This window comes from Erwinia plantamica (assembly GCF_043420595.1).
GTDB lineage: Bacteria > Pseudomonadota > Gammaproteobacteria > Enterobacterales > Enterobacteriaceae > Erwinia > Erwinia aeris.
Window position 1 is genome coordinate 132052 of the sequence record NZ_JBGCUC010000002.1, and the last position, 22376, is coordinate 154427.

The 22376-nt window shown below is 55.2% G+C and carries 16 protein-coding genes; all 16 read right to left on the reverse strand.

Going from position 1 to position 22376, the window contains the following annotated elements:
- Positions 1-28: 28 nt before the first annotated feature.
- The 16 genes from AB3U87_RS02455 to AB3U87_RS02530 all read right to left on the reverse strand — a co-directional run bounded on the left by AB3U87_RS02455 (position 29) and on the right by AB3U87_RS02530 (position 22362).
- Positions 29-1558, reverse strand: a complete 1530-nt coding sequence (locus AB3U87_RS02455; protein WP_420883676.1) for a T6SS effector phospholipase Tle3 domain-containing protein — start codon at positions 1556-1558, stop codon at positions 29-31.
- Between the two features lie 118 nt (positions 1559-1676).
- Positions 1677-2441 carry a T6SS immunity protein Tli3 family protein gene (locus tag AB3U87_RS02460; RefSeq protein ID WP_394148278.1) on the reverse strand — a complete coding sequence of 255 codons (765 nt, stop codon included), beginning with the start codon at positions 2439-2441 and terminating at the stop codon, positions 1677-1679.
- A gap of 32 nt (positions 2442-2473) precedes the next feature.
- Positions 2474-2836, reverse strand: a complete 363-nt coding sequence (locus tag AB3U87_RS02465) for a T6SS effector phospholipase Tle3 domain-containing protein (RefSeq protein WP_394148280.1) — start codon at positions 2834-2836, stop codon at positions 2474-2476.
- Positions 2826-3620: a T6SS immunity protein Tli3 family protein gene (locus AB3U87_RS02470; RefSeq protein WP_394148281.1), complete on the reverse strand. Its 795-nt coding sequence runs from the start codon at positions 3618-3620 to the stop codon at positions 2826-2828. Before AB3U87_RS02470 ends, AB3U87_RS02465 begins: the two co-directional genes overlap by 11 nt.
- 366 nt (positions 3621-3986) lie before the next feature.
- Positions 3987-5585, reverse strand: a complete 1599-nt coding sequence (gene tssA, locus AB3U87_RS02475; protein ID WP_394148282.1) for a type VI secretion system protein TssA — start codon at positions 5583-5585, stop codon at positions 3987-3989.
- A complete protein-coding gene (locus AB3U87_RS02480; RefSeq protein ID WP_394148284.1) occupies positions 5582-8962 on the reverse strand; it encodes an ImcF-related family protein in 3381 nt (1126 codons plus the stop codon). The genes tssA and AB3U87_RS02480 overlap by 4 nt, the downstream gene beginning before the upstream one ends.
- A complete protein-coding gene (locus AB3U87_RS02485) occupies positions 8962-10044 on the reverse strand; it encodes a hypothetical protein (protein WP_394148286.1) in 1083 nt (360 codons plus the stop codon). The genes AB3U87_RS02480 and AB3U87_RS02485 overlap by 1 nt, the downstream gene beginning before the upstream one ends.
- 365 nt (positions 10045-10409) lie before the next feature.
- Positions 10410-10673: a PAAR domain-containing protein gene (locus tag AB3U87_RS02490; protein WP_301253507.1), complete on the reverse strand. Its 264-nt coding sequence runs from the start codon at positions 10671-10673 to the stop codon at positions 10410-10412.
- Positions 10674-10687: 14 nt separating this feature from the next.
- On the reverse strand, positions 10688-12772 hold the full coding sequence (locus tag AB3U87_RS02495) for a T6SS effector phospholipase Tle3 domain-containing protein (RefSeq protein WP_370734653.1): 2085 nt from the start codon (positions 12770-12772) through the stop codon (positions 10688-10690).
- A gap of 16 nt (positions 12773-12788) precedes the next feature.
- Positions 12789-13538 (reverse strand): T6SS immunity protein Tli3 family protein, encoded by a 750-nt coding sequence (locus AB3U87_RS02500; protein ID WP_394148288.1) that lies wholly within the window; start codon positions 13536-13538, stop codon positions 12789-12791.
- 335 nt (positions 13539-13873) lie between these two features.
- Positions 13874-14623, reverse strand: a complete 750-nt coding sequence (locus tag AB3U87_RS02505; RefSeq protein WP_394148289.1) for a T6SS immunity protein Tli3 family protein — start codon at positions 14621-14623, stop codon at positions 13874-13876.
- A gap of 337 nt (positions 14624-14960) precedes the next feature.
- Positions 14961-15704, reverse strand: a complete 744-nt coding sequence (locus AB3U87_RS02510) for a T6SS immunity protein Tli3 family protein (protein WP_394148291.1) — start codon at positions 15702-15704, stop codon at positions 14961-14963.
- Between the two features lie 241 nt (positions 15705-15945).
- Positions 15946-18438, reverse strand: a complete 2493-nt coding sequence (locus tag AB3U87_RS02515; RefSeq protein WP_394148292.1) for a type VI secretion system Vgr family protein — start codon at positions 18436-18438, stop codon at positions 15946-15948.
- 82 nt (positions 18439-18520) lie between these two features.
- Positions 18521-18961, reverse strand: coding sequence for an inner membrane protein YiaA (gene yiaA / locus AB3U87_RS02520; RefSeq protein ID WP_253458524.1), 441 nt, complete (start codon positions 18959-18961; stop codon positions 18521-18523).
- 75 nt (positions 18962-19036) lie between these two features.
- On the reverse strand, positions 19037-21694 hold the full coding sequence (tssH, locus tag AB3U87_RS02525) for a type VI secretion system ATPase TssH (RefSeq protein ID WP_394148293.1): 2658 nt from the start codon (positions 21692-21694) through the stop codon (positions 19037-19039).
- 176 nt (positions 21695-21870) lie between these two features.
- Complete coding sequence (locus AB3U87_RS02530; RefSeq protein WP_253458518.1) at positions 21871-22362, reverse strand: Hcp family type VI secretion system effector; 492 nt, start codon at positions 22360-22362, stop codon at positions 21871-21873.
- Positions 22363-22376 lie beyond the last annotated feature (14 nt).

Sequence of the window (22376 nt, forward strand, 5' to 3'; positions counted from 1 at the left end):
TTGAACCCGGACCCGGCTGGTAGTAGCCCTACGCCGGCTTACGCTGCATTTTCCGGTCAAAGTAGCCGTACAGGGAGATGTAGTAACGGTAGTCCGCATCGACGGGCTGCCCTGTACGTGTATCTCCATCCTGGACCGTATCAATATCAACTTGCCCGTAGCCATATCCCGTCGGGCCGCTCTGTTTTTCCGTGCTGCGGTAGTCCCTGTCAAAGTCCTTCAGCTCCTCTGCCGTAAGCGGAACCGGCACCCGCGGCGCGTTTATGTTCAGCCTCTGCGCCCGCTCCGGCGCCGGCCACGTCAGCTTCTGCATCACCGTGGTGGTGCTGTCCCAGAACGGCCTGCCGTCGCCCGGGTCGCCGAAGCGCGTGGCCGGGTCGGGCTCGCCGCCGCAGGGGATGTTGCGCGCCAGCATGCGCACGTACAGCGTGTCTCCGGCCTGCCTGAACAGCGGATGGGGGGCTGTATAGCCGCTCTCCCGGGTGTTGGGCAATCCCTGCCAGCCAATGCTCCGCAGCGGCGACGAACCCATAACGCGGTCGTGCGGATTGCAGTAGATAAAGGTGCTGCCGTGGTTGTCCCGCTCCGGCAGCCCGTTAAACGTTTTCCCCGCCGGCGTCCAGCTTTCCCCGTCGCAGCACGCGCCCGCCAGCAGGCCGCCGGCGTTTTGCCCCCGCAGCCGGCCCCTGTTCTCCGCCACCTTTTTCACAATACCGGCAAAGGTCGCCTCGCGCGCCTCCGGCGTGATAATTTCGTCAGGCGGATAGGAAACGTAGGTGGTCGGCTCATTATCCAGCGCGTAGGGCGAGTTCATCACAAACAGCGCGTCCGGCGCCTCGATGGCCGCCGCCGCCAGCGCCACCATCGTCCCCTGGCTGTGTGACAGCACCGTCACCGTGTCTTCCGGGTGGGCGCGGCGGATTTGTTTTATCAGCCCGGCCAGGCGGCCGGCGGCGTGAGCGTAGTAGCTGCGCGGCGGCGCCCGGGTCAGCAGGCGGTCGCGCTCGCCGTTCATCAGCTGCGTGCTGAACGGGACCGGCACTCCCAGTAAAGAAATCCAGTTGTCAAACCCGGCCCCGCTCCACAGGCTGACCAGCTGGTTGCAGCCGTTCTGGAAGGGGCCACCTCCCCAGAAAAAAGGCCCCCCGCTCTTTCTCTCTTCCGGCGTGAGCTCGTAGTAGTTATCGCCGCGCTTATTTTTCAGCGGAATGGCATAGTCGTCTTCCTTTCCTTCAGCGGCCCGGTAGCCCCAGTAAAAGCGGATTACGGGAGAGCGGCCCTCTTCCGTTATCTTTCTCGGCGGGACAATCCATTTTTGTTTTATGTCACCTTTTTTTCCGCTATCGCCATAACAACCATCCCATCCTGAATCATTTTTATCACAGGGCGCCATATAACCTTCCGCATAACGATTTTCTTTTAACCTGTATTTTTCATCTTTGTCATCCAGTCCTAAACGACGATTCAAACCCTGACATAATGCTTCTTCAGCGTCGTTATACCACTCTCCTTCTGAGTTAACTCCATGCACAAAAATAATCAGCCCCGGCAACTGCAAAGGTAGTTGAACCTCGGCATTAACTTTGATGTTTTAATGTGATGTCATAGAGTAGCCAAAAGGCATTCCATTATCTGTCAGATGGACATCAATTTTTCTTGTAGGTGAACTTCTGTTATTACTCATCACCCCCCCTCTTATTTTGCACAGGCTCTAAGCGGCGATCGCACTGCATCGTTTCCTGGATAGTCTGAGAAACATCAATAGACAGAGTAGGTTGATGAACCGGGCCGGTTGCTCCGGAATAAAAAGAGTTGTTAGTCGCTTCCTCATCTGGATAAAACGTCCATTTTAAGGCGTAAGCACTGGTTGGTGAGCGTTCAGGAAAAGCATATTTAATCATATAAAATCCCTCATTCGTTACCAGCATATCGTAATTTTTGGTATTCCCATTAGGATCCTGCGTATACCCACCATAGGTCACCGAGCGTTTCGTTTTACCCCCATCAGTGGTTAACGCAACGATATTCATACACCCTTTATCCGATCCCATACAGGCGGCTTTGTTGTCATTTCTTGTCACAGGAAATGCCAAATAATCATCACGTGTAGAAGTCCAGAAAAAACGACCCTTAAATAAGTAGCCTGATGAGGGTGAAATCTGAACGTGGATGTTTTTTAATTTATTATTATAAAACGTCTGCCCGTTCTCACAGCGGGTATAATTTTCCAGCGTGAAATAGCGATTATCATCAATACGGTAAATAATTTGCGGCGGCCCGTAAACCGGCGGGGGTGCATTCCTGTCTTTTTCGGTCATCACCGTTTCATGCAGTGAGCCGGCCCCGAGACCAAAAGCGGCCCCCTCTGTCACGCAGCTGGTTAACAGCGGCGCGGTTAACAGAACGGATAACAGACACGACATTTTCGTCAGAATATTCACAGTGGTTAATTCCTTTTTATGTAAATCCAGGCTCAGGATTTTTTTGTGGCGTGGGGGCGCCCCGCTTCACAGGCTGACCAGCCGCTTTCATTGTGACTTACTTCAGTTAAACGACCCGCATCATATTTATTTTCCACAAGGGAAAATTTATCTTTAAGTCCAAGCCTTTCGTTTAACCCGTCACATAAGGCCTTTTCCGCATAGTCATACCATTCCCCCTCAGAGTTGACTCCATGTACAAAAATAATCAATCCGGGTAATTGCAGCGGCACCTGAACTTCGGCATTAATATTTATATTTTTATGGGAGGTCATGGAGCAGGCAAAAGGCGCACCATTATCAGTTAGTTTTACCTCAACCTTACGCGTAGGCGATAATAGCCGACTATTGTTCATCAAGACGGCTCCTTACCGGCTGTTTTGGTTCCAGACTACGGTCGCAATGCATGTTTTTATCTATACTTTTAGTATAGAATTTTGATAAATCTATTTTATAAAACCCACCCACGGGAATCGGCTCACCCGGTTTGAATAAATCATAGACACTCTCTATTTTAAGCACACCGAAATGGTATTCATCATTAAAACCCCATCCATCTATCACAGGATATATTCTGTTAACACCTCGATAGTAAATCATATAAAACCCCTGATTCGTCACCAGCATATCGTAATCTTTAGTGTCCCCATTAGGGTCCTGCGTATACCCACCATAGGTCACCGAGCGTTTCGTTTTACCCCCATCAGTGGTTAACGCAACGATATTCATACACCCTTTATCCGATCCCATACAGGCGGCTTTGTTGTCATTTCTTGTCACAGGAAATGCCAAATAATCATCACGCGTAGAAGTCCAGAAAAAACGACCCTTAAATAAGTAGCCTGATGAAGGCGAAATCTGAACGTGGATGTTTTTTAATTTATTATTATAAAACGTCTGCCCGTTTTCACAGCGGGTATAATTTTCCAGGGTGAAATAGCGGTTATCATCAATACGGTAAATAATTTGCGGCGGCCCGTAAACCGGCGGCGGTGCATTCCTGTCTTTTTCGGTCATCACCGTTTCATGCAGTGAGCCGACCCCGAGACCAAAAGCGGCCCCCTCTGTCACGCAGCTGGTTAACAGCGGCGCGGTTAACAGAACGGATAACAGATACGACATTTTCTTCAGAATATTCACAGTGGTTAATTCCTTTTTTATATAAATAAAAATTCGGTATTTTTTAGAAAAATCCCCTTACCACTATTAAACAAAACCCATCCGGCCGGGAAAATGGATTTTATATTCTTATTACACGACGGGCTGTCCAATAAAAAATAAGTGAAATAAAACCTCATTGGACACAGGTCGCTCAAACAGCCCCTTAACCCTTGCGTTCTTTGTCAGCAAAAGCCTCGGCCGCAGCTTTCAATATTGCCCCTTGGATCCTGATATACACGCTGTCATATTCGGTGCTGAATTCTGTATGGTAAAACTGTTCCCTGTTTAAAAATCTGGTATGTAACTGAGCAAAAACTATTACCGGCATTCCTTTCTGAATGACAATTACCCACACAGCACCGCCGCACGGGCCGGATCGAGTACGATCAGGCCGCTCAGCAGCGTGTCCATCTCTGGCTGAAGGCGATCTTTTTCCGTTTCGCTGCGTGCAGCTTTGTTGCGCAGCAGCTTCAGTCGTCGCGCGCGAACTTCAAATAAAAGTTCAGGGCACCACTGCGGCAGCGTCAGCGTCTGCGCGCCGCTGTCCAGTTCGCCCAGCAGGTGCAGCGCCAGATCGTTACGGGCATATTGCTCCGCCACGCGCGCCATCAGCAGACGCATCAGCCAGCGATCGCGGGCGGAAGCCATACCTGGGCGGGATTGTAACCAGACGAACGCGGCCTCAACCCCCTCGCTGTCCGCCAGCGCCAGCAGCTCCGGTTCCAGCGTCAGCACGGCTTCATGATCCTGCGCGACTGCCGTTACCACGTCGGTGCTCCAACTCTCAGGGTCATCCATCACCTGCTGATTGATCCAGTTCAACGTGACCTCATCGGCAAACGGCGTGCCGTCGTTAAACGCCAGCGCCTCCAGCCCCGGCAGCCGTGACAGCAGTCCTTTTAGGTCCCGACAGAGGATATCGGCGCGCACCGCATCCGGATCCGCTTTCGTCAGCGCCTGCCAGGTGTACCACTGTAAATCGAGCCACAAATGGTTAACGCCCTGGGCAAAAAGGTCATCGGTCTGCTCCAGCAGCTCCATCCAGCTCTGCTGGAGATAAAGACGCTTGAGATGGGCGCGATGATCCGGCTTTGGCGGCAGAAGGCGGGTGCGCCCGCTGGCGTCAAGCGGCGGCAGTTCGGTCAGCGTATCCCAGCGGATACTTTTCATCAGATGGTGTCCTCCCAGCCAGCCGCCCGGCCGATCGCGAAGATATTTCGCCAGCATTTTCGCCTGATCGAGCAGGTCACGACCGGAAGTGACGGTTGTCATTACCGGTGCGGCCGCTGACGACGCAGCGGAGGAGGATGCGCGATCTTCCCGGCTGGTCTGCGGAACCAGACTATCCGCGCCGCCGCTTTGCGCCAGCCGGTTTTCCAGCGCCAGATAAAGCCCGGCGAGCTGCGGACGATGCTCCTCAGCCAGCAACTGCATGGCCTGTTCCACCAGCAGCAGCGCGCCGGTAATACGCTGCATGGTGGCCATATCTACTTCCGGGTAGAGCGAAAGGCTGTCGAGTACGCGTCCGCTACCAAGCCACTCCAGCGCGGATTTGCGGCTGCGCTCGCGCTGCGGGTGCAGCTGCGTGCCAAAGCGTTGCAGCATGGCGGCCAGCAGCTCCAGCCCTTCCGCCAGACCGGCTTCGCCATCCTGATGCAGCCGTGCCCAGATGTAAAAGGTCGCCACGCGCAGATCCTTGCTTACCGTGGTCAACAGCTTTTCCGTGAGCGAGCAGATTAGCGTGGTATCAATGCCCGAAAGCTTGTTCACCTCTTCCCGGATAAGCTGAAAATCATCGTCATAGCCGGGTTCATCGCCCGCTGGCTGTACGTCACGGATCGGCAGCAGCCAGGCGCGCCAGTCTTCCGCCCGCGCCTGCGCCAGCCGCATCAGCGCGGCTTGATCTGCGTGGCAGGCGGTCACGATATGCTGTAGCGTGGTCATTCATCTTCTCCTTCCATGGCGGGCATCTCGCTATCAGCCGCCAGCGCTCTGGCGGCCAGAACAGCATCAACGCTGAAAATTTCTGCCGGTAGCCTGAAGTTGCGCAGCGCCAGCAGCTGTAACGGGCCGCTGCCCAGCTGCGAGCGCAGCGCCCATTGCAGGTTGCTGCCGTCAGGAGCGGTAAACGTCATCATCCACTGGCTGCTGTCCAGCTGGCGGCGCTTGCCCTGCTCCAGCCAGCGGATCAGTCCCCAGGTGCCGCTGTAATCGCCAAACAGCCTTGCCCCGGCACTGGCGGTGCTCCAGGTCAGCAGGGTACCGGGTTTGAAGGTGTCGCCCGGCCAGCGGAAGGTTTGCCATTCGGCCATCTGATTAAAGTATTTCTGCTGCTGACCGTCGATGGTCAGCAGCGTCTGCACCACACCCGGCGTCGGACGCGCCTGCAGTTCAAAGCTGATGCCCTGGCTGCCGTCGGTGAACAGCACGTCAGAGAGCTGACTAAGCTGGTTAAGGGCTTTGAGAAGTGCCGGATTAAAGGTCAGCCCCTGGCTGTTGGTCCGATCCGGTACCCACTGGCTGCCCTCTTTATGCAGCACGCCGCTCAGCTCGGCGTTAAGAAAACGCTCGATACGGCCGCTATCCCTGCGCAGGAATTCGGCCAGCATCGGCAGTGAAGCATCGTTGCTGCTGGCGGCAAACGGATAGCGCCCGTCAAACGCGCTGCGCCACAGGGCCACCACCGAGCGGCTCCACCTGTCGTTGAGGCTGGCCGCCGACGGTTGCAGCACCGTCTCCCAGGCCTGCGTCAACGGCTGCACGAACATCGTTTGGCCAAAGCCGCTCCACTCTTCGCCCAGGCTGGCGGCAATCAAGCTGCCGTACTGGCGGGTATCCGTCAGGTCGATGCTTTTGCCCTGAAACACCGTCTGTGCCAGCGTTTGCATCATCTCCTGCGGATCGGAGCTGCCCGCCACCTGTTGCAGACGCAGGCGCACGCGGGTAATGCGCGTCAGATAAGTTTGCAGGCTCAGGCTGTCATCGCCCGACAGGGCGTTGGCGGCTTTATTTCTGCCCATCAGCGTCAGCAGCGGGCCGAAGGTGTCGTCAAGCGGGCCCTGCGGACCGGCGGCGCTCTGGTCGATTACCGGCTTTTTGCTGCTGCCCACCAGCTCCTTCGCCGATTTGATAAGGGAGTCCGACAGCGCCTCGCGCTGCTCGCCGGTCTGCCCCTGCCATGCCAGCGTGTTCATCAACGCAATCAGCGGCGACTGGCGGACGTCGCTCATCAGCGTCAGCTGGTCGGTCACGTCGGCAATATTGCTGGCCGGATTAAGGCGCAGGCTGTTAAGGAAGTTGAGCCAGCTACCGGCAAAATCGGTGAAATAGCGCTGCGTCAGGCGCGCTTTCAGCGCTTCCGGAGACAGATCGGCGGCGAGCCCCTGGCGGCTGTCGCTGAGCACCCAGTCAATCTCATCACGCCGCGATGTTGCCGCTTTGTCGATAGCCTGCTGCACGCCGCCTTCCCAGGCCTGCCGGGTAAACATGCCCGGCACCATCCTGTCGGTGGTGAACAGGCGTCGGGCATCCGTGCCGTTGGTCATATCCTCCAGCGTAACGTCCGCAAAGTTGCGGCGTACCGATTTGAGCATGTTTTCATACAGGGTGCTTTCGGCGTTGCGGCGGCCAATCTGCTGGAGCAGCACCTGACGGACCTGAGCGACCATCGGGCCATCCGGGGTGATGGCCCAGCGTGGCTGGTACGGCAGTTCGGCAATATAAAATGCCCACAGATCCGGCGCCAGGCTCTGCCATGAGCCGGGTGAGATCCCGCTGCGGGCTGGCTGTACCGTTTTCATCACCGTGGCGTAAAACGTGCTGTCCACCTTCTCGGGATGCGCCATCATCAGCCAGGCCTTCAGCTGGTCGTAGCCGGGTTTTGCCCGGGTAGCGCGCAGCGGGCTCTCCGGCGGCAGGTCCGCCAGCGCGTTCAGCTGCTGCCGGAGCGCGACGTCCGCCGGATCGCGGATCAGTCGGTTATTCGCTATGCCATACCACGGCATCATCGCCGCCAGCAGCGATGCGTGATGATCGAGGCCAAAACGCCGATACCAGGGTGCGCCTTCCTGATGCCAGTGTTTCAGCAGCCCGGCCTCGTTGCGCAGCGCGTACAGACTGGTCAGCTGCTGGTCGGATACCGCCTGAGTTTGCACCACGGCGCGGGCCTTCTCCGCCACGCTGATTATCTGGTGGCGATTAAGCGCGAAGGAAACCAGCAGGCCCGCGCCCCACACGCCAGCCATCGTCATCAGCGCCCAGGCCAGCGTCTGCTGCCAGGGCATCCCGACGCGACGGCCGCGCAGCCGGGTACAGTCATTCACCACGCCCTGCCAGGCGGCGGATAAGGTCAGGGCATGGCGCGGCATTACCTGCGCACTCTCCGCCGTCCCACGGCTTTCCGCCAGGCTGAACATCAGGCCGCGCAGGATGATGCGCTGCTGCGCGCCCTGTAGCCACGGCGACAGCTGCGTTTGCCAGCGCGCAATACCGCCGCGCGCCAGCTGCTGGCCCAGGCGCAGCAGAAAGTCGTGCTGCCGGTGCTGTGCAATCTGCGCCATCCCCTGCCTGCGCAACATCGGCAGCAGGTGGTTAAGCTGTGAGGCGATATCCTCCGGCAGCGCGCGCAGCGGAAACGTCGCGCCGACCGGCTGTTCGGGCCGTCCCTCCTGCGACCAGCCGCTGCTGCATAGCTGCCACAGCCATACCGGCGGCAGGTAGCGCAGCAGGCTGCCGATGCTCTCCAGCGCGCGTAAATCACTATCGCTCTGCTGCGACGTCAGGTTTTGCTCTTTATCCAGCACGCGGATAATGCCGTCCAGCGGACGGCCGCAGCGAAGTTTGCGCAGCGCGTGATATTTTTCGGCGTCCACTTCGCCCCCCAGGCTGCCGCCATCAATCAGCACGGTACGGTTACCTTCCAGCCACTGCTGCTCTTTCAGGCCGGGCAGCAGGGTTTCACGCGCCATGTCGTCGCCCACCACCAGCAGCAGACGCACTTTGAAGCGCCAGAATAGGCCGTAGCGGGCGCGGAGATGGGTGTTCAGATCGGTAATGGATATTGACTTAAAAGGTACGAGTTTTTCTCTGCTGTTGTCTCCTGCCGGGCTGACGGGAGTCCCCGTTGCCGCAGGATTGAAGATAAAAAAGATCAGGGTACACAACAGGCACGCCAGGAAAATAAATCCGATTAGCGGAAACCAGAACTGTCGGGTAGCGGCTTCGACCGGTAAGACTTTCAGTTGAGAAAGCAGGAACAGCAATAGCAGTAAAATAGCTACGGTCAGCAGCCCGAGCCCCAGTAGACGAGAAAAATTTTTCATTATTTAACCTTGCTTCCTTGCTTAGCGGCGGTACGAATAAACGCAGGCAGCAGCAAGCGGGCCACTGATTTCCGTAAAAGCAGCGCGATACCCGGCAACATGATCCCCAGCATCAGCAATACACAGGATGCTCCCCACCAGGAAAATAGCCATACGGGATATTTGCTGCCCAAACACCACAGCAAAACGGAATGCAGCAGTACGGCCAGCGTTATTCCGCCTGCGGGAAAAGGGGCCGTCAGCGCCATTTCAGACCGCTGATACGGCACCGCTGTCTCAATACCGGCCGCCATTGCCCAGGCCTGTTTATCATCAGCCCACACTAACCAGTGGCTTCCTGTTTCGTAATCCGCCGTTTCTGCCGCCGCTACCATCATCAGCCAGCTGGCAAGGTGCCCGTATTGCTCGCTACCCCGGTCAAAATCAATCAACCCGGCCATTGGCGCCAATCCTGACAAATGCAATGACAGGCCATGCGTTGCCGTTGCCAGTAGCTGTCGTTGAGGTGCGGTTAAGCCACTAAACCATATCAGCCGTATTGCCTCAGCGGGCTGCTGTACCATATCCCGCAGCTCTTTTAACTCGGCAGTGAGTTTGTTGGTTTGCAGCGGCATAGCACGGAACAATTTCAGCGCATCCGTACGCGCAGCAGAAGGGAGCAAAGAAGGCGGCATCAGCAATAGCGCTCCGGCCATTTCAGCCTGAGTTTCACCCGGCTGACGATAATGCAGCGCCAGTACTAATACTGGATGCTTGAGTTCCGGAAGCTGCTTATTCCAGTACTCGAAAGGGAACGTCGTCGGTAAAATTTGAACGGTAACCTTCCACGGTAGCGCCTGCTGTTGCCATATTGCAATAATCCGCTCCCGTTGTTCCTGCGCAGTATTTTCTGTAGCGGAAGATGTCTGAACGATCACCGTCACGCCTCCGGCTGGATACCAGCGGCTCAGTGTCGACGTTGCCTCAGCAATCAGCTTCCGGCAAAGCTGTTCAAAGCGGGAAATTCCCGGCACCAGAACTTCATCGGGAAGCAGCGTAGTTGATTTATCCTCACCCTCCTCCTGGCTGGCAAGCCCGATCAAGCGAGGAATGCGCTGCGCGTCCGGGGTTAACATTACGCGGCTGACAACGCACAAATGCTGATGCGCCTGCCGCTGCCAGGCGGTGTGCATATTCAGCCGCCAGCTGTTCCAGTACCAGATGCCAAGAGTCTGCGTTTCCCACCACAGCAGATAGAGTGTGACAGCGGCCATAACAGCCATCAGCGTATAGCCAGTCAGCGACAGCCGCGCGTCTGATGGCAGGGAAGACAGCCCGCCAGCGGGCGCAGTAAGGAGTGCCCATGCAAGAGCGATGCAGATACCAAAGAACAGAATAAACAAACAGATCCATGGCGACCACGCGGCAACCGGACCTCTGGCTGGTACCTCAGGAACTGACCATCCCATCAGTCGATCTCCATATCCTGAAGGCTGGCGATTACCTGCGCACCGCATTCCGTTTTGCAGCCGTGCAGTACGATGCCACGCCCCTCTTCTTCATAACCTGCCGCATCGCATTCAATAATGCGATTATTGCCATGCTGCGGACAGGTCACGGAATCGTTTAACAACGCAACATGCCTACCCTGTATTTCAAACGTGGAGGATGCCGAGATAACTTTTCCTCCGTGAGTGGTCGCATCTCCCAGTACTACTGCAAATTTGCCCATAACTTTTTAATCCCTTAATAAGTTGACGTGGATGGTCTGCCCTGTGCGTTAAGCTTTTTGTTGATCGCCTCCCATTCCGCTTTTTTTGCAGCGGAAACGGTTTCCGTAGAGATTTCAGGAGGCATGGGTACGTCGGGCAATTTACCCGTGTTGAAATAGCTGTCGTAGCCTTTGGTCCAGTCCGCCATATCACGCAGCTTTGCCATAAAGGCTTTGTCCCAGGTCGCATCACAGAAACCAACGGGTAAATCGTAGGCAACTATTCGCTGCATAAATAGTCGACTCTTTGGTAGTGTACTGTGATCGGTGGGCTGCGAAATAAAGGCGCCCACACGGATACGCCGCTCCTCATCGGTTTCCGGGCGCATCACGGGTTCAGCTTTAGGGTAATCCTTGCCGGAGGGTCGGTATTCACCGGTAGGTACCTGGATTTTTGGATACAGCACCACAAAGTTATTAAAGGTATCGTCATTGGGGGTCATAACTTTCTGGCCTGAATTATTTTCCACTTCCGATGATTGTCCCCAGCCCGTTCCCTTGGCTGATGTGGGATTTTTATTCCAGCGCTCGCCATCGTCGGGACGCGTGGCATCGAAATTAATTAACTCAGAAGCCAAAATAGGATTTGGAACTTCTTCCGCATTAATATTAAGAGTCTGATAGTCAGGTGTGTTATAGGTGAGTAAATCACCATCATCGTCCCAGAAAGGTTTGCCGTCCGGTAACGGCCAGAAAGGGGTTTTAGGATCCGGTGCCGTACCGCAGGGCGTGGCACGTGCCATCATCCGCTGAAACAGATGCCCCTTATACGCTGTTATTAACCTGTGTGGTTGTTGCTGTAGTCCGCTGTTCGGCAACCCCTGCCAGCCCAGACTTAACAGCGGTGATGACCCCATTACCCTGTCATGTGGATTACAGTAAATATACAGACGCCCGTGGTTATCCCGTTCAGGGATCCAGCGATCGGATGTGGTGACATCTTTGCGCATTCTGGTTTTTATCGCTGGGTAGTTAACACCCGATGATTCGATACCATCAGGCGTGTAGGTGATGCTCGTCAGCGGTATTTCAGATTTATGGCTTATCGCCGGCGTCCAGGGCTGTTTATCCTCCGATTGACCAACACACAGGTCGATATATTTATACGTCGGCAGAGCGGTGGCACGCTCGGCTATTTTTTTTATAATCGCCTCCAGCGTCTGTTCCCGCGCCCTGTCCGACAGTAGCTCTTTATCCGGCAATGAAAAATAATCCGTAACCTTTGTACTCATGGCATAAGGTGAATTAAGGATAAACAGGCTGTCCGGCGCTTTATCCGCAAGCAGCGTGGCTGCAAGAGCTATCATGGTGCCCTGACTGTGCGAGATAACGCTGACGGTGTCCTGTGGGTACGTTTCACGAATGCTATTGAGCAAATCTGCCAGACGTCTGGCCGCATGGGCATAATATTTACGCGGCGGCGCCGTCTTTAACAGGCGATCAAAGTCCGGCGCGAAAGTTTGCACCTCCACGCCCAGATAACGCATTCTTTCATTAAACCCCGTATCGCTCCAGAGAGAGACAAGATTGTTGGTACCGTTCTGGAATGGTCCGCCTCCCCAGAACCAGGGGCCTTTTTCCCGCAGCGCTTCTGGCTTCAATCCTTGCTCTTTTAATTGGTGGTAATCCTCATTCTGCCGATTAACCAGCGGAACTTGCCAGCTATCCTCTTCTCCGTCAGCGGCACGATACCCCCAGTAAAAACGGACGACCGGAGAATTAGCTTCAGAGGCGTTTAGTAACTGACGGTCTTTTTTATAGTTAGCAGTATCAAAAATATCGTCAACATTATACTTATTAGGTTTCAGTTCAAATGATGTTAATTTCAGCCCCAGTCTTTTATTAAGGCCCTCGCATATATTTTCCTCTGCCAGTGAATACCATTCCCCTGTTGAATTAACACCATGTACAAAAATGATAATCCCTGGATAATGCATAGGCAATTTGCACTCAGCCCTGACGTTCACGCTTTTAGGTGAGAGGCAACTGCGAAAATTCGGCTTCCCGTTATCATCAAAAAAACACTCTGCGTCACGGGTGGGTTCATTTTTTATTTCCATTGAAACTTACTCCCTGTCAGTTTTTAATATACCTTACACGCTTTGGTTTAATGTTATTATTACAGTGAAAATGATCGTCCTGTGACACTTTTTTTAATTTTAAACTTGATAACTCAATCCATTCAGTTTCGTTTCCTTTCTCGTCAGCTCGCGTTAGTTTTTTTAAGAGCTTACTAGTAAGGCTATCTTGGGCGAAGATGGCACCATCCGTTATGTAAACAATGTAACTTGGGGATATTTTCTGCCAACCAAACCTATTTATTTTACCATCAACACCACCCTTCATAATAAAATATATTGATCCCCCATACTTATAATCAACATATCTGTCTGGATAAGCAATAACATTATCACCGGCAGCGTAAATAAACTTACCTTTAAAAGACAAGACGTTATTTTCCTGCATTACCGAAACTTCATCCTGCGGTTCTTTATCATGACCTTCTATTCCGGCAAATATCTTTATTTTTTTATTTGTGTCATTATAATAAACAAAGCCGCCGCTGTTACAGTCCAGATATTTCTCAAACGTAAAAAAACGATGATCGTCGATGCGATAAACTACCTGTGGCTCGACATCGATCTCAACATCCCTTATTGCCCTCCCCCCTGAAGCGCCGGGATAACCGTAGCCAAAACTGCCTCCCACGGTTTGCAGCATCGGTAATAAGATAAAGCCTCCTGCCACAACTACCACTAACAGCAAAACGGCGACCAGGGCCAGTTTCAGGCCGGTACTGACGGTGTCTTCATTTTTATCACTCATAATAATATCTCATCAGTTATCGAACATTTTCTTTTCCTGAGTTTTTACCGGGTCAGGATAAATTTTTGAGTTTCAGTGCATATAAGTCATCTTATAAAACAGAACTATATTTAACTCATTGCGAATATTTTCCTCCATAAAGGAAAAACTCACCGATGGCGTTTACGCTATGAAAAAATAATATCAGTAAAGTGCGCGGGAAGTTTGCACTCAGCCCTGACGTTTACGCTTTTAGGTGAGAGGCAACTGCGAAAATTAGGTTTCCCGTTATCATCAAAAAAACAACCTACGTCACGGGTAGGTTGATTTTTATTTCCATTGACACTAACCCCCTGTCAGTTTTTAATATACCTTACACGCTTTGGTTTAATGTTATTATTACAGTGAAAATGATCGTCCTGTGATAATTTGTTTAACTTTAAACTTGATAACTCAATCCATTCAGTTTCGCTTCCTTTCTCGTCAGCTCGCGTTAATTTTCTTATGAGATTACTCGAAGAGCTTTTCTGGGCAAAGATGGCACCGTCCGTTATGAAAATATTGTAACTTGGGATTATCTCACCCCAGCCAAACAAATTTATTTTACCATCAACACTGCCACTCATAATAAAATGAGTTGCCCCGCCATATTTGTAATCAACATTTCTGTCTGGATAAGCAATAACATTATCACTGGCAGCATAAATAAACTTACCTTTAAAAGACAAGACGTTATTTTCCTGCATTACCGAAACTTCATCCTGCGGTTCTTTATCATGACCTTCTATTCCGGCAAATATCTTTATTTTTTTATTTGTGTCATTATAATAAACAAAGCCGCCGCTGTTACAGTCCAGATATTTCTCAAACGTAAAAAAACGATGATCGTCGATGCGATAAACTACCTGTGGCTCGACATCGATCTCAACATCCCTTATTGCCCTCCCCCCTGAAGCGCCGGGATAACCGTAGCCAAAACTGCCTCCCACGGTTTGCAGCATCGGTAATAAAATAAAGCCTCCTGCCACGACTACCACTAACAGCAAAACGGCGACCAGGGCCAGTTTCAGGCCGGTACTGACGGTGTCTTCATTTTTATCACTCATAATAATATCTCATCAGTTATCGAACATTTTCTTTTCCTGAGTTTTTACCGTGTCAGGATAAATTTTTGAGTTTCAGTGCATATAAATCGTCTTCTAAAACAGAACTATATTTAACCCATTGCGAATATTTTCCTCCATAAAGGAAAAATTCACCGATGGCGTTTACGCTATGAAAAAAATAGTTTTAGTAAAGTGCGCGAAAAGTTTACACTCTGCCCAGACCTTGACCTCTTTAGGTGAGAGGCAACTGCGAAAATCAGGCTTCGCGTTATCATCAAAAAAACACTCTGCGTCACGGGTGGGTTCATTTTTTATTTTCATTGGCACTTACTCCCCGTCAGTTTTTAATATACCTTACACGTTTTGGTTTTATCTTATCATTACAATGGAAATAATCGTCCTGAGCAGTTCCATTAACTTTAAAATCTAAAGAATCACCCCATTCAGGATCACCTTTCTTGGGAGGTATATTGTACTTTTCATATTTATCCCCTGGTCCTTTGGCATAAATCGCATCGTCTAAAATAGTAATTACACTATAGGAAGAAGAATAAATATCCATAACTACTTTTCTTGATGGATAAGAAATGTTTTTATATTTTAAAAAATAATTCGAACCTCCATACTTGTAACTTACATTACGATCAGGATAAGCAATAACTTCATCGCTTGCAGCGTAAATAAACTTACCTTTAAAAGACAAGACATTATTTTTCTGCATTATCGAAACTTCATCCTGAGGTTCTTTATCACGCCCCTCAACACCAGCATATATCTTTATTTTTTTATTAGTGTCATTATAATAAACAAAACCGCCGCTGTTACAGTCCAGATATTTTTCAAACGTAAAAAAACGATGATCGTCGATGCGATAAACTACCTGTGGTTCGACATCGATCTCAACATCCCTTATTGCCCTCCCCCCCGAAGCGCCGGGATAACCGTAGCCAAAACTGCCTCCCACGGTTTGCAGCATCGGTAATAAGATAAAGCCTCCTGCCACGACTACCACTAACAGCAAAACGGCGACCAGGGCCAGTTTCAGGCCGGTACTGACAGTATTCTGATTCTTGTCACTCATAATAACACTCCATCAATTATGGTGTTATTCACTCTTATCCGCGTTATCTTTTTAATGATTAATAAACCCCCATGATGTTTGACTTTTTTTTTAAAAAGGATTTCACAAACTTATAGTTACCCATTACCATTTAACTTAGCCCATAATAAAAGGAGCGCTCATTTTATTTAATATGACTCGATTCACATCAACTAAAAGAAATAAGCAGGAAATAAAATTCCTGCCATTTCATTCATATCAACTATGATCTTTTTGGCAATACAGATAAGATCATATCTTCAACTACCTCGGACTGGGACAATTCTGTCTCACCAGTGGCAGAGGTTACGCCTTCAATTATTTTTCCGTCCGGCATGGTAATTCGGTAAGGCAGATTTCCAACGGGATGGCCGGTCAGGCCGTGGGTGACAACAAATTTTTCGTCGAAACTCTCCGGCTCAAAAGACTTCATCACCCCCCGCAGGCTCCCGGCGCCCGCCTTCTTTATCCCCGCGTTCTTTATCAGCAGCCTGCCCGGCCCGCCGATTTCAACGTTCCCTCCCTTCAGCCTGATGTACCCCCCGCCGCACACCAGCGTCAGCTCGTCCTGCGCCGTCACCACCAGCTTTTTACCGCTCGACAGGTGCGTGTCCCCCGTTGACCAGCTCGTCAGGCTGCCCCCCTGCGCCTGCACGTCAATATCCCCGCCCGACGCGAACAGCTTTGCCCCTTCCCGGCCGAACAGGCTCACCTGCCCGCCCGCCGACAGCGTAAAATCCCGCCGCGCCCCCACGTCCAGCTGCCTTCCCGCCGTCAGCGTCAGGCTCTCCTGCGCCGACAGCTGCATGTCCTCCCCGCTCGCCACCGCCACGCCCGCCGGCGCGCTGCACAGCAGCACCTCCCGCCGCAGCCCTTCCAGCCTCTCCTCCAGCAGCGCCTGCTGCCGCCCCACGTCCGCCGCCAGCGCACGCGCCTGCCGCGCGCTCGCCGCCAGGGAGCGCATTTCCGCCAGCGCCGCCGACAGCCGCGACAGCGCCGACGCCATCTCCAGCTGTTCGCCCTGCGCCTTCGCCTGGGCGTCCGCCGTGATAAACAGTCCCTTGCCCGCCCGTATCGCGCCCCAGCCGTCGCTGCGCAGCTCGAACCCCTCTCCCCGCTTCTGCTTTTCGCCGTCCACCAGATGGCCGAGGTTCAGCTGGCTCTTGCCGCCGTATTCCGTGCTGAGCTTGACGTGCTCCTGCCCCCGCGTGTCGTCCATCCGCAGCTTGTTGTTCGCCGGCGTGCGCAGCACGTTGCGCCTGAAGTTGCGGATGGTGACGTGATCCCCGTGCGCCGAGTCGTGCAGCGCCCCCGCAATGTACGGCCGGTCCGGGTGACCGTGCTCAAAGGCTATCGCCACCTCCGTGCCCGCCAGCAGCGGCAGGTGCAGCCCGCAGGTGTCGCCCGCGTAGGCTCGCGCCTGGCGCACCCACAGGCTCTCGAAGCCGGTTTCCCACATCGCCCGGTCAAACATCATGCTGACGCGGTAGCGTCCGTCGCGGTCGATGTGGCCGTAGGTGTCGTTCACCGTGGTGCTGGTGACCCGCGCCGGAAGCGTGCCGGCCATCACCGGCGGCGGAAGCGGGATCGGCCGGAAGCCGTAGCGGTCGTTCAGCGGGATGCCGTCCAGTTCGGTTTCAAAACTGCGGTCGCGCCGCGCGGTGCTGACCACGGCGGTAACCAGCATCCCGCTGCGAAACGCCCCGGCGACCTCCTCGCCGCCGGTTACGCTCAGCTCGCTGCCGGGCGCCAGCGTCGGGCAGGAGGTCACCGCCGACAGCCGCGTCTGCCCGTTCAGGCAGCGCTCGTGGCGCAGGCGGGCGTAGAAGGTGCCGCTTTCCGGCGCCGCTTCTGGCCCCTCGCCCGGCGTCAGGTAGTTACCTCCCCAGCTGTAAGCTTCGCCGCAGGTGGTGTCGTCGCCGCCGGTGACGTCGGCATGGACGTTCATGTCCTGCATGGCGTTGCGGTAGTTGTAGTCGCGACCGCTGACGCTTTTCTCCACCACCACCGAGCGGCTGGCAAGGTTCCATACCGAGTCGCTGCCCGCATCGTGCATCCCGGACGGCGGCACGGCCGGCAGCGTCAGCCCCTTCACGTGGCCCTGTCGGCCGTCGTAGAACTCCACCACGTCAATATGCAGGCGCGCGTCCGGGGTGAAGCGGAACCAGATGCCGACCTCGCCCAGCAGGCGGGTGATAAACGCCAGGTCGTCCTCGCCGTACTGCATCACCTGCTCGCGGCGCGGGTAGTCGTGCGCCAGCGTAAAAACGAAGTCCTGGCCGCGCATCCCGTGCCGCTCGCGCAGGATTTTCTCCACAATCTGCGGCACCGACATGTCCTGATAGATGGCGTTGTGGCGGCTGCGCGACAGCAGGGCGAGGCGCGGCCGCAGCGTTACGGCGTAGAGGGTCTGGTCGGCGGAGGTGCCGAGGCGCTCAAAGCCCGTCACCACGCCCTGCACCACGCGCACCGGCCGCTGTACGCGGATCCCCATCCCCTGACTGACCGGCGCCCGCAGGGTCAGCGAGGCCGGCTTCAGCAGCATCGCCTCGCGGGTGAGGCCGGGGTCGGCGCTGGTGAACTCAACGCGCCAGCTGAACGGCTCGCTCAGGCGCTCCTCGCCCCGGAAGGCCAGCACGTCTGGCTGCGCCTGGCTGTCGCGCACCGCCAGCAGGTGGTGGCTGTGGCTGAAAAAAGAAACCGGATTTATGCTCATATGATGTCCTTATCAGGCCGCTGCCGCGTGCGGCAGCGTGGCTATTTCCCTGTGGATAAAGCGGGAGAAGTCCAGTCAGGGCTTAATCTTGCGCAGGCTGATCCTGTAACTCATTCGGCGCGGACTGAACGTTGCATAAGCTGTCGCGCGTGTTCTTCTGCACCGCAACGGCACCAAACAGCGCCATAAAGAACGTCACCCCGTAAAAGCCCTTTTCGTTGGGCATCAACGTGGCGTTCCACAAGCCCGTGACCAGTAAAATCACGGCGATCGTAAAGGAGAGCAGGCAGATGAAGTAGTAAAGCTGCGTGGTCGGTATGTCTTCAAAGCGGTCGCGCACGGTCTTCTGCAACGAAACGGCGGAAAACAGCCCGAGGATCAGTACGGCAAAGTAGTAACCTTTTTCATTCAGCTGCATGTCGGCACGCCACAGGCCGAACAGGTAGACCAGCACGCCGCCGAGCATGGCGATCCAGGAGATTGCGATAAAAGCGGGTGAAACCGGGATATTTTGCGTTTTCATTTTTATTACCTTGTCTGTTGGTGGGATAAATGCTGACTGTGAGGGGCACAAAGGTATCCCCCTCGGGTTAAGGGGTTACAGCGCGTCCGCCTGCGGGCCGTCAAACTCCAGCACGATGCCCTCTTCCTCATCCCAGTAAAGCCGGAGATGCTGCGGTTTCTGCTTCGCCGCCATCTGCTGTAGCAGCTGCTGGCTCAGCACCGGCAGGATCTGCTGGTTAAGCAGGCTGTCGATATTGCGCGCGCCGGTATCCGGCAGCAGGCAGGCGGCGGTCAGCGCCGCTGGCAGGCTCTCGCCCAGGGTGGTTTTCAGGCCGTAGTGGCGCGCCAGGCGCAGGCTGACCTGGTTCAGCTTCATGTCCACGATAGTGCGCATCGCGGTTTCATTCAGCGGGCGGTAAATCACCGTCTGAAAGCGCGCCAGCAGCGCGGGCTGAAAGTGGTCGCGCAGCATTGGGCGCAGCAGCGTCTGCAACTCGCCTTCCGTGGCGTCCGGGTTCTCTTCCAGCCGCTGCATGATAGCGTCGCTGCCGAGGTTGGAGGTCATCAGGATCACGGTATTGCGAAAATCGATCTCGCGCCCCTCGCCGTCGCGCATAAAGCCGCGATCGAAGACCTGGTAGAACAGGTTGAGCACGTCGCGATGCGCTTTTTCCACCTCGTCGAGCAGCACCACGCTGTACGGGCGCTTGCGCACCGCCTCGGTGAGGATGCCGCCCTGGCCGTAGCCGACGTAGCCCGGCGGCGAGCCTTTCAGCTGCGAGACGGTATGCGGCTCCTGATATTCCGACAGATTAAGCGTAATCAGCGACTTCTCGCCGCCGTACAGCACGTCGGCCAGCGCCAGCGCGCTCTCGGTTTTGCCGGTGCCGCTCGGCCCGACCAGCAGAAACACGCCCTGCGGACCGTTCTCAGCGGTCAGCCCGGTTTTCGCCGCGCGCAGGCGTTGTGCGATGGCATTGAGCGACGCATCCTGGCCGACCACGCGCCTGCCGATTTCCGCTTCCAGAGTCAGCAGCTCCGCCTGCTCATCCTTCATCAGGGAGGAGAGCGGCACGCCGGTCCAGTCGGCAATCACGCCAGCCACCGTACGGGCGTCAACGTCAAGCGCCAGCAGCGGGTTATCCTGCCGGACGGCCAGCAGCTGCTGCTGAAGCTCGCCCGTTTCGGCCTGGCGGCTGATGTCGGTACGGCACGCCAGCAGCCGTTGCGTTAACGATCTTTCGCGATCGTACTGCGCCTCCAGGATCGCCAGCTCATCCCGACGCGCGGCAATCCCGCTTTCAATTTCGGTCAGCCGTCCGTCACGGATGGTCTCGCCGAGAGCGATATCCTCCTGGAGCCCCTGATTTTCCATCTCCAGCGCGGTGATCTGCGCGTTAAGAGCGGTGATCGCCTCCGGCACGGTATCCAGGCTCATACGCACGCGCGCGGCGGCAGTGTCCAGCAGATCCACCGCTTTGTCAGGCAGCTGACGCCCCGTCAGATAGCGGCGCGACAGGGTGACCGCCGCTTTTACCGCGTCGTCGGAGATATGGACGCCGTGGTGCTGCGCGTAGCGCGATTTCAGGCCGCGCAGCATCAGGCTGGCGGTCTCGTCGTCCGGCTCGTCAACTAACACCCGCTGAAAGCGGCGCTCCAGCGCGGCGTCCCTCTCAAAGTACTGCTTGTACTCGCTCCAGGTGGTGGCGGCGATAGTGCGCAGCTCGCCTCGCGCCAGCGCCGGCTTCAGCAGATTGGCGGCATCGGCTCCGCCCGCCTGGTTGCCCGCGCCGATAATGGTGTGCGCCTCGTCGATAAACAGCAGCACCGGCGTCGCCGACTGCTGTACCGCTTCGATAACGTTCTTCAGACGCTGCTCGAATTCGCCCTTTACGCCCGCGCCAGCCTGCAACAGCCCCAGGTCAAGGGTACGCAGCGAGACGGTTTTCAGGCTGCCCGGCACGTTGCCTTCCGCAATGCGCAGCGCCAGCCCTTCCACCAGCGCGGTTTTGCCGACGCCCGGCTCGCCGACCAGGATCGGGTTGTTCTTGCGGCGGCGCGACAGGATATCGACCATCTGGCGGATTTCGGTATCGCGACCAAATACCGGATCGATCAGCCCGGCCTGCGCTTTGGCGGTGATGTCGAGCGTGAACTTGTCGAGTGCCGCCTGTAAGGCTTCATTCAGCGTATTGCCGGATACGCTGCCGTTCGCCTGCTCCCCGGTCTCGCCCAGCGTCGTGGATAAGACGTTAAGGCTCTCCTGCTGCTGCACTTCCGGGCGCTCGTCGGACTGCGCGTCCAGCAGCGGACGCAGGCGATCCAGCTGGCTGCGGCTCAGGCTCAGCAGCGGCCACAGCCCTTCGCAGCCAACCAGCGACGGCTTATCGGTCAGCGCCGCCAGCAGGTGGTGGCTGCGAATATGGGCGGCATCGTCTTCCAGCGAGGCGATCAGCCACGCCTGCTTAATCAGCGCCAGCAGCGAGTCGGCAAGCCCAGGGCGGGTGCGCACCGAACGCGGTACGTTATCCAGCCAGCTCAGCAGAGCCTGCCAGATACCATCCATGTCCCATTCATAGCGACGCGCCAGCACGGTGATATCGCCTTCGCCCTGCTCCAGCAGCTTCAGCAGCCAGTGCTCAATGCGGATTTCGCTGTGGGCGCGGGTCTGGCACAGCGACGCGGCGGCCTCCAGCGCGCGGGCGCAGAACGGATTTAAACGACGCAGCAGAACGGCCGACTGGTTTTCCATATGTTCTTCTCTCTTCCGTAATTAATCAGGTTCAGACACGCTACCGCCCGTCGCTATTCCCTGCTGTGAGGAACCCGAAGCGCATCAGGTCAGAAGGTGGGATTATTTGCTGAGCCGCCGCTCAGCAGTGGCTCAGCAAATAAAACAGCGGGCGGCGAACCGCCCGCTGGGGCTTATCAGGCAGTAGTCCGTTCGTTCCAGGAGTCGGAATGAATGATGTTGCCGTCTTTATAGGTCCAGGTGATTTTTTCGTAGCGCAGTTCGATACGCTCGAGGTGGTTATGCTTCTCCTTCGAGGCGTCCTTGACGTCGTGCATCAGCGGAGCCACTTTCACCAGCTTGACGTTCTCCAGTTTGGTATTGAAATACTCCACTTCCTGACCCGCATCGTTGATGCGATACCACTTGAACTCGGCGGATTTCAGGGTCTGGCCGGTGGTCACCGCTTTATAGAGGTACGGGCTGGAGGAATCGATTTCCTTGGCGAACATAAACGGCGTATGCACGCGGGTGCCGGTCAGCTTGCCGGTGTTGTTGTCGGTCGGGATGTACAGGTTATGTTCCTGCGCCAACACTTCGATGCTGCCTTCACGATCTTTCACATCCACGGAGCCTTTGATGTCCGCGCCGCCGTCGTCTTTCAGCCACAGATAGACTGGAATTGCCATGTGTTACTTCTCCT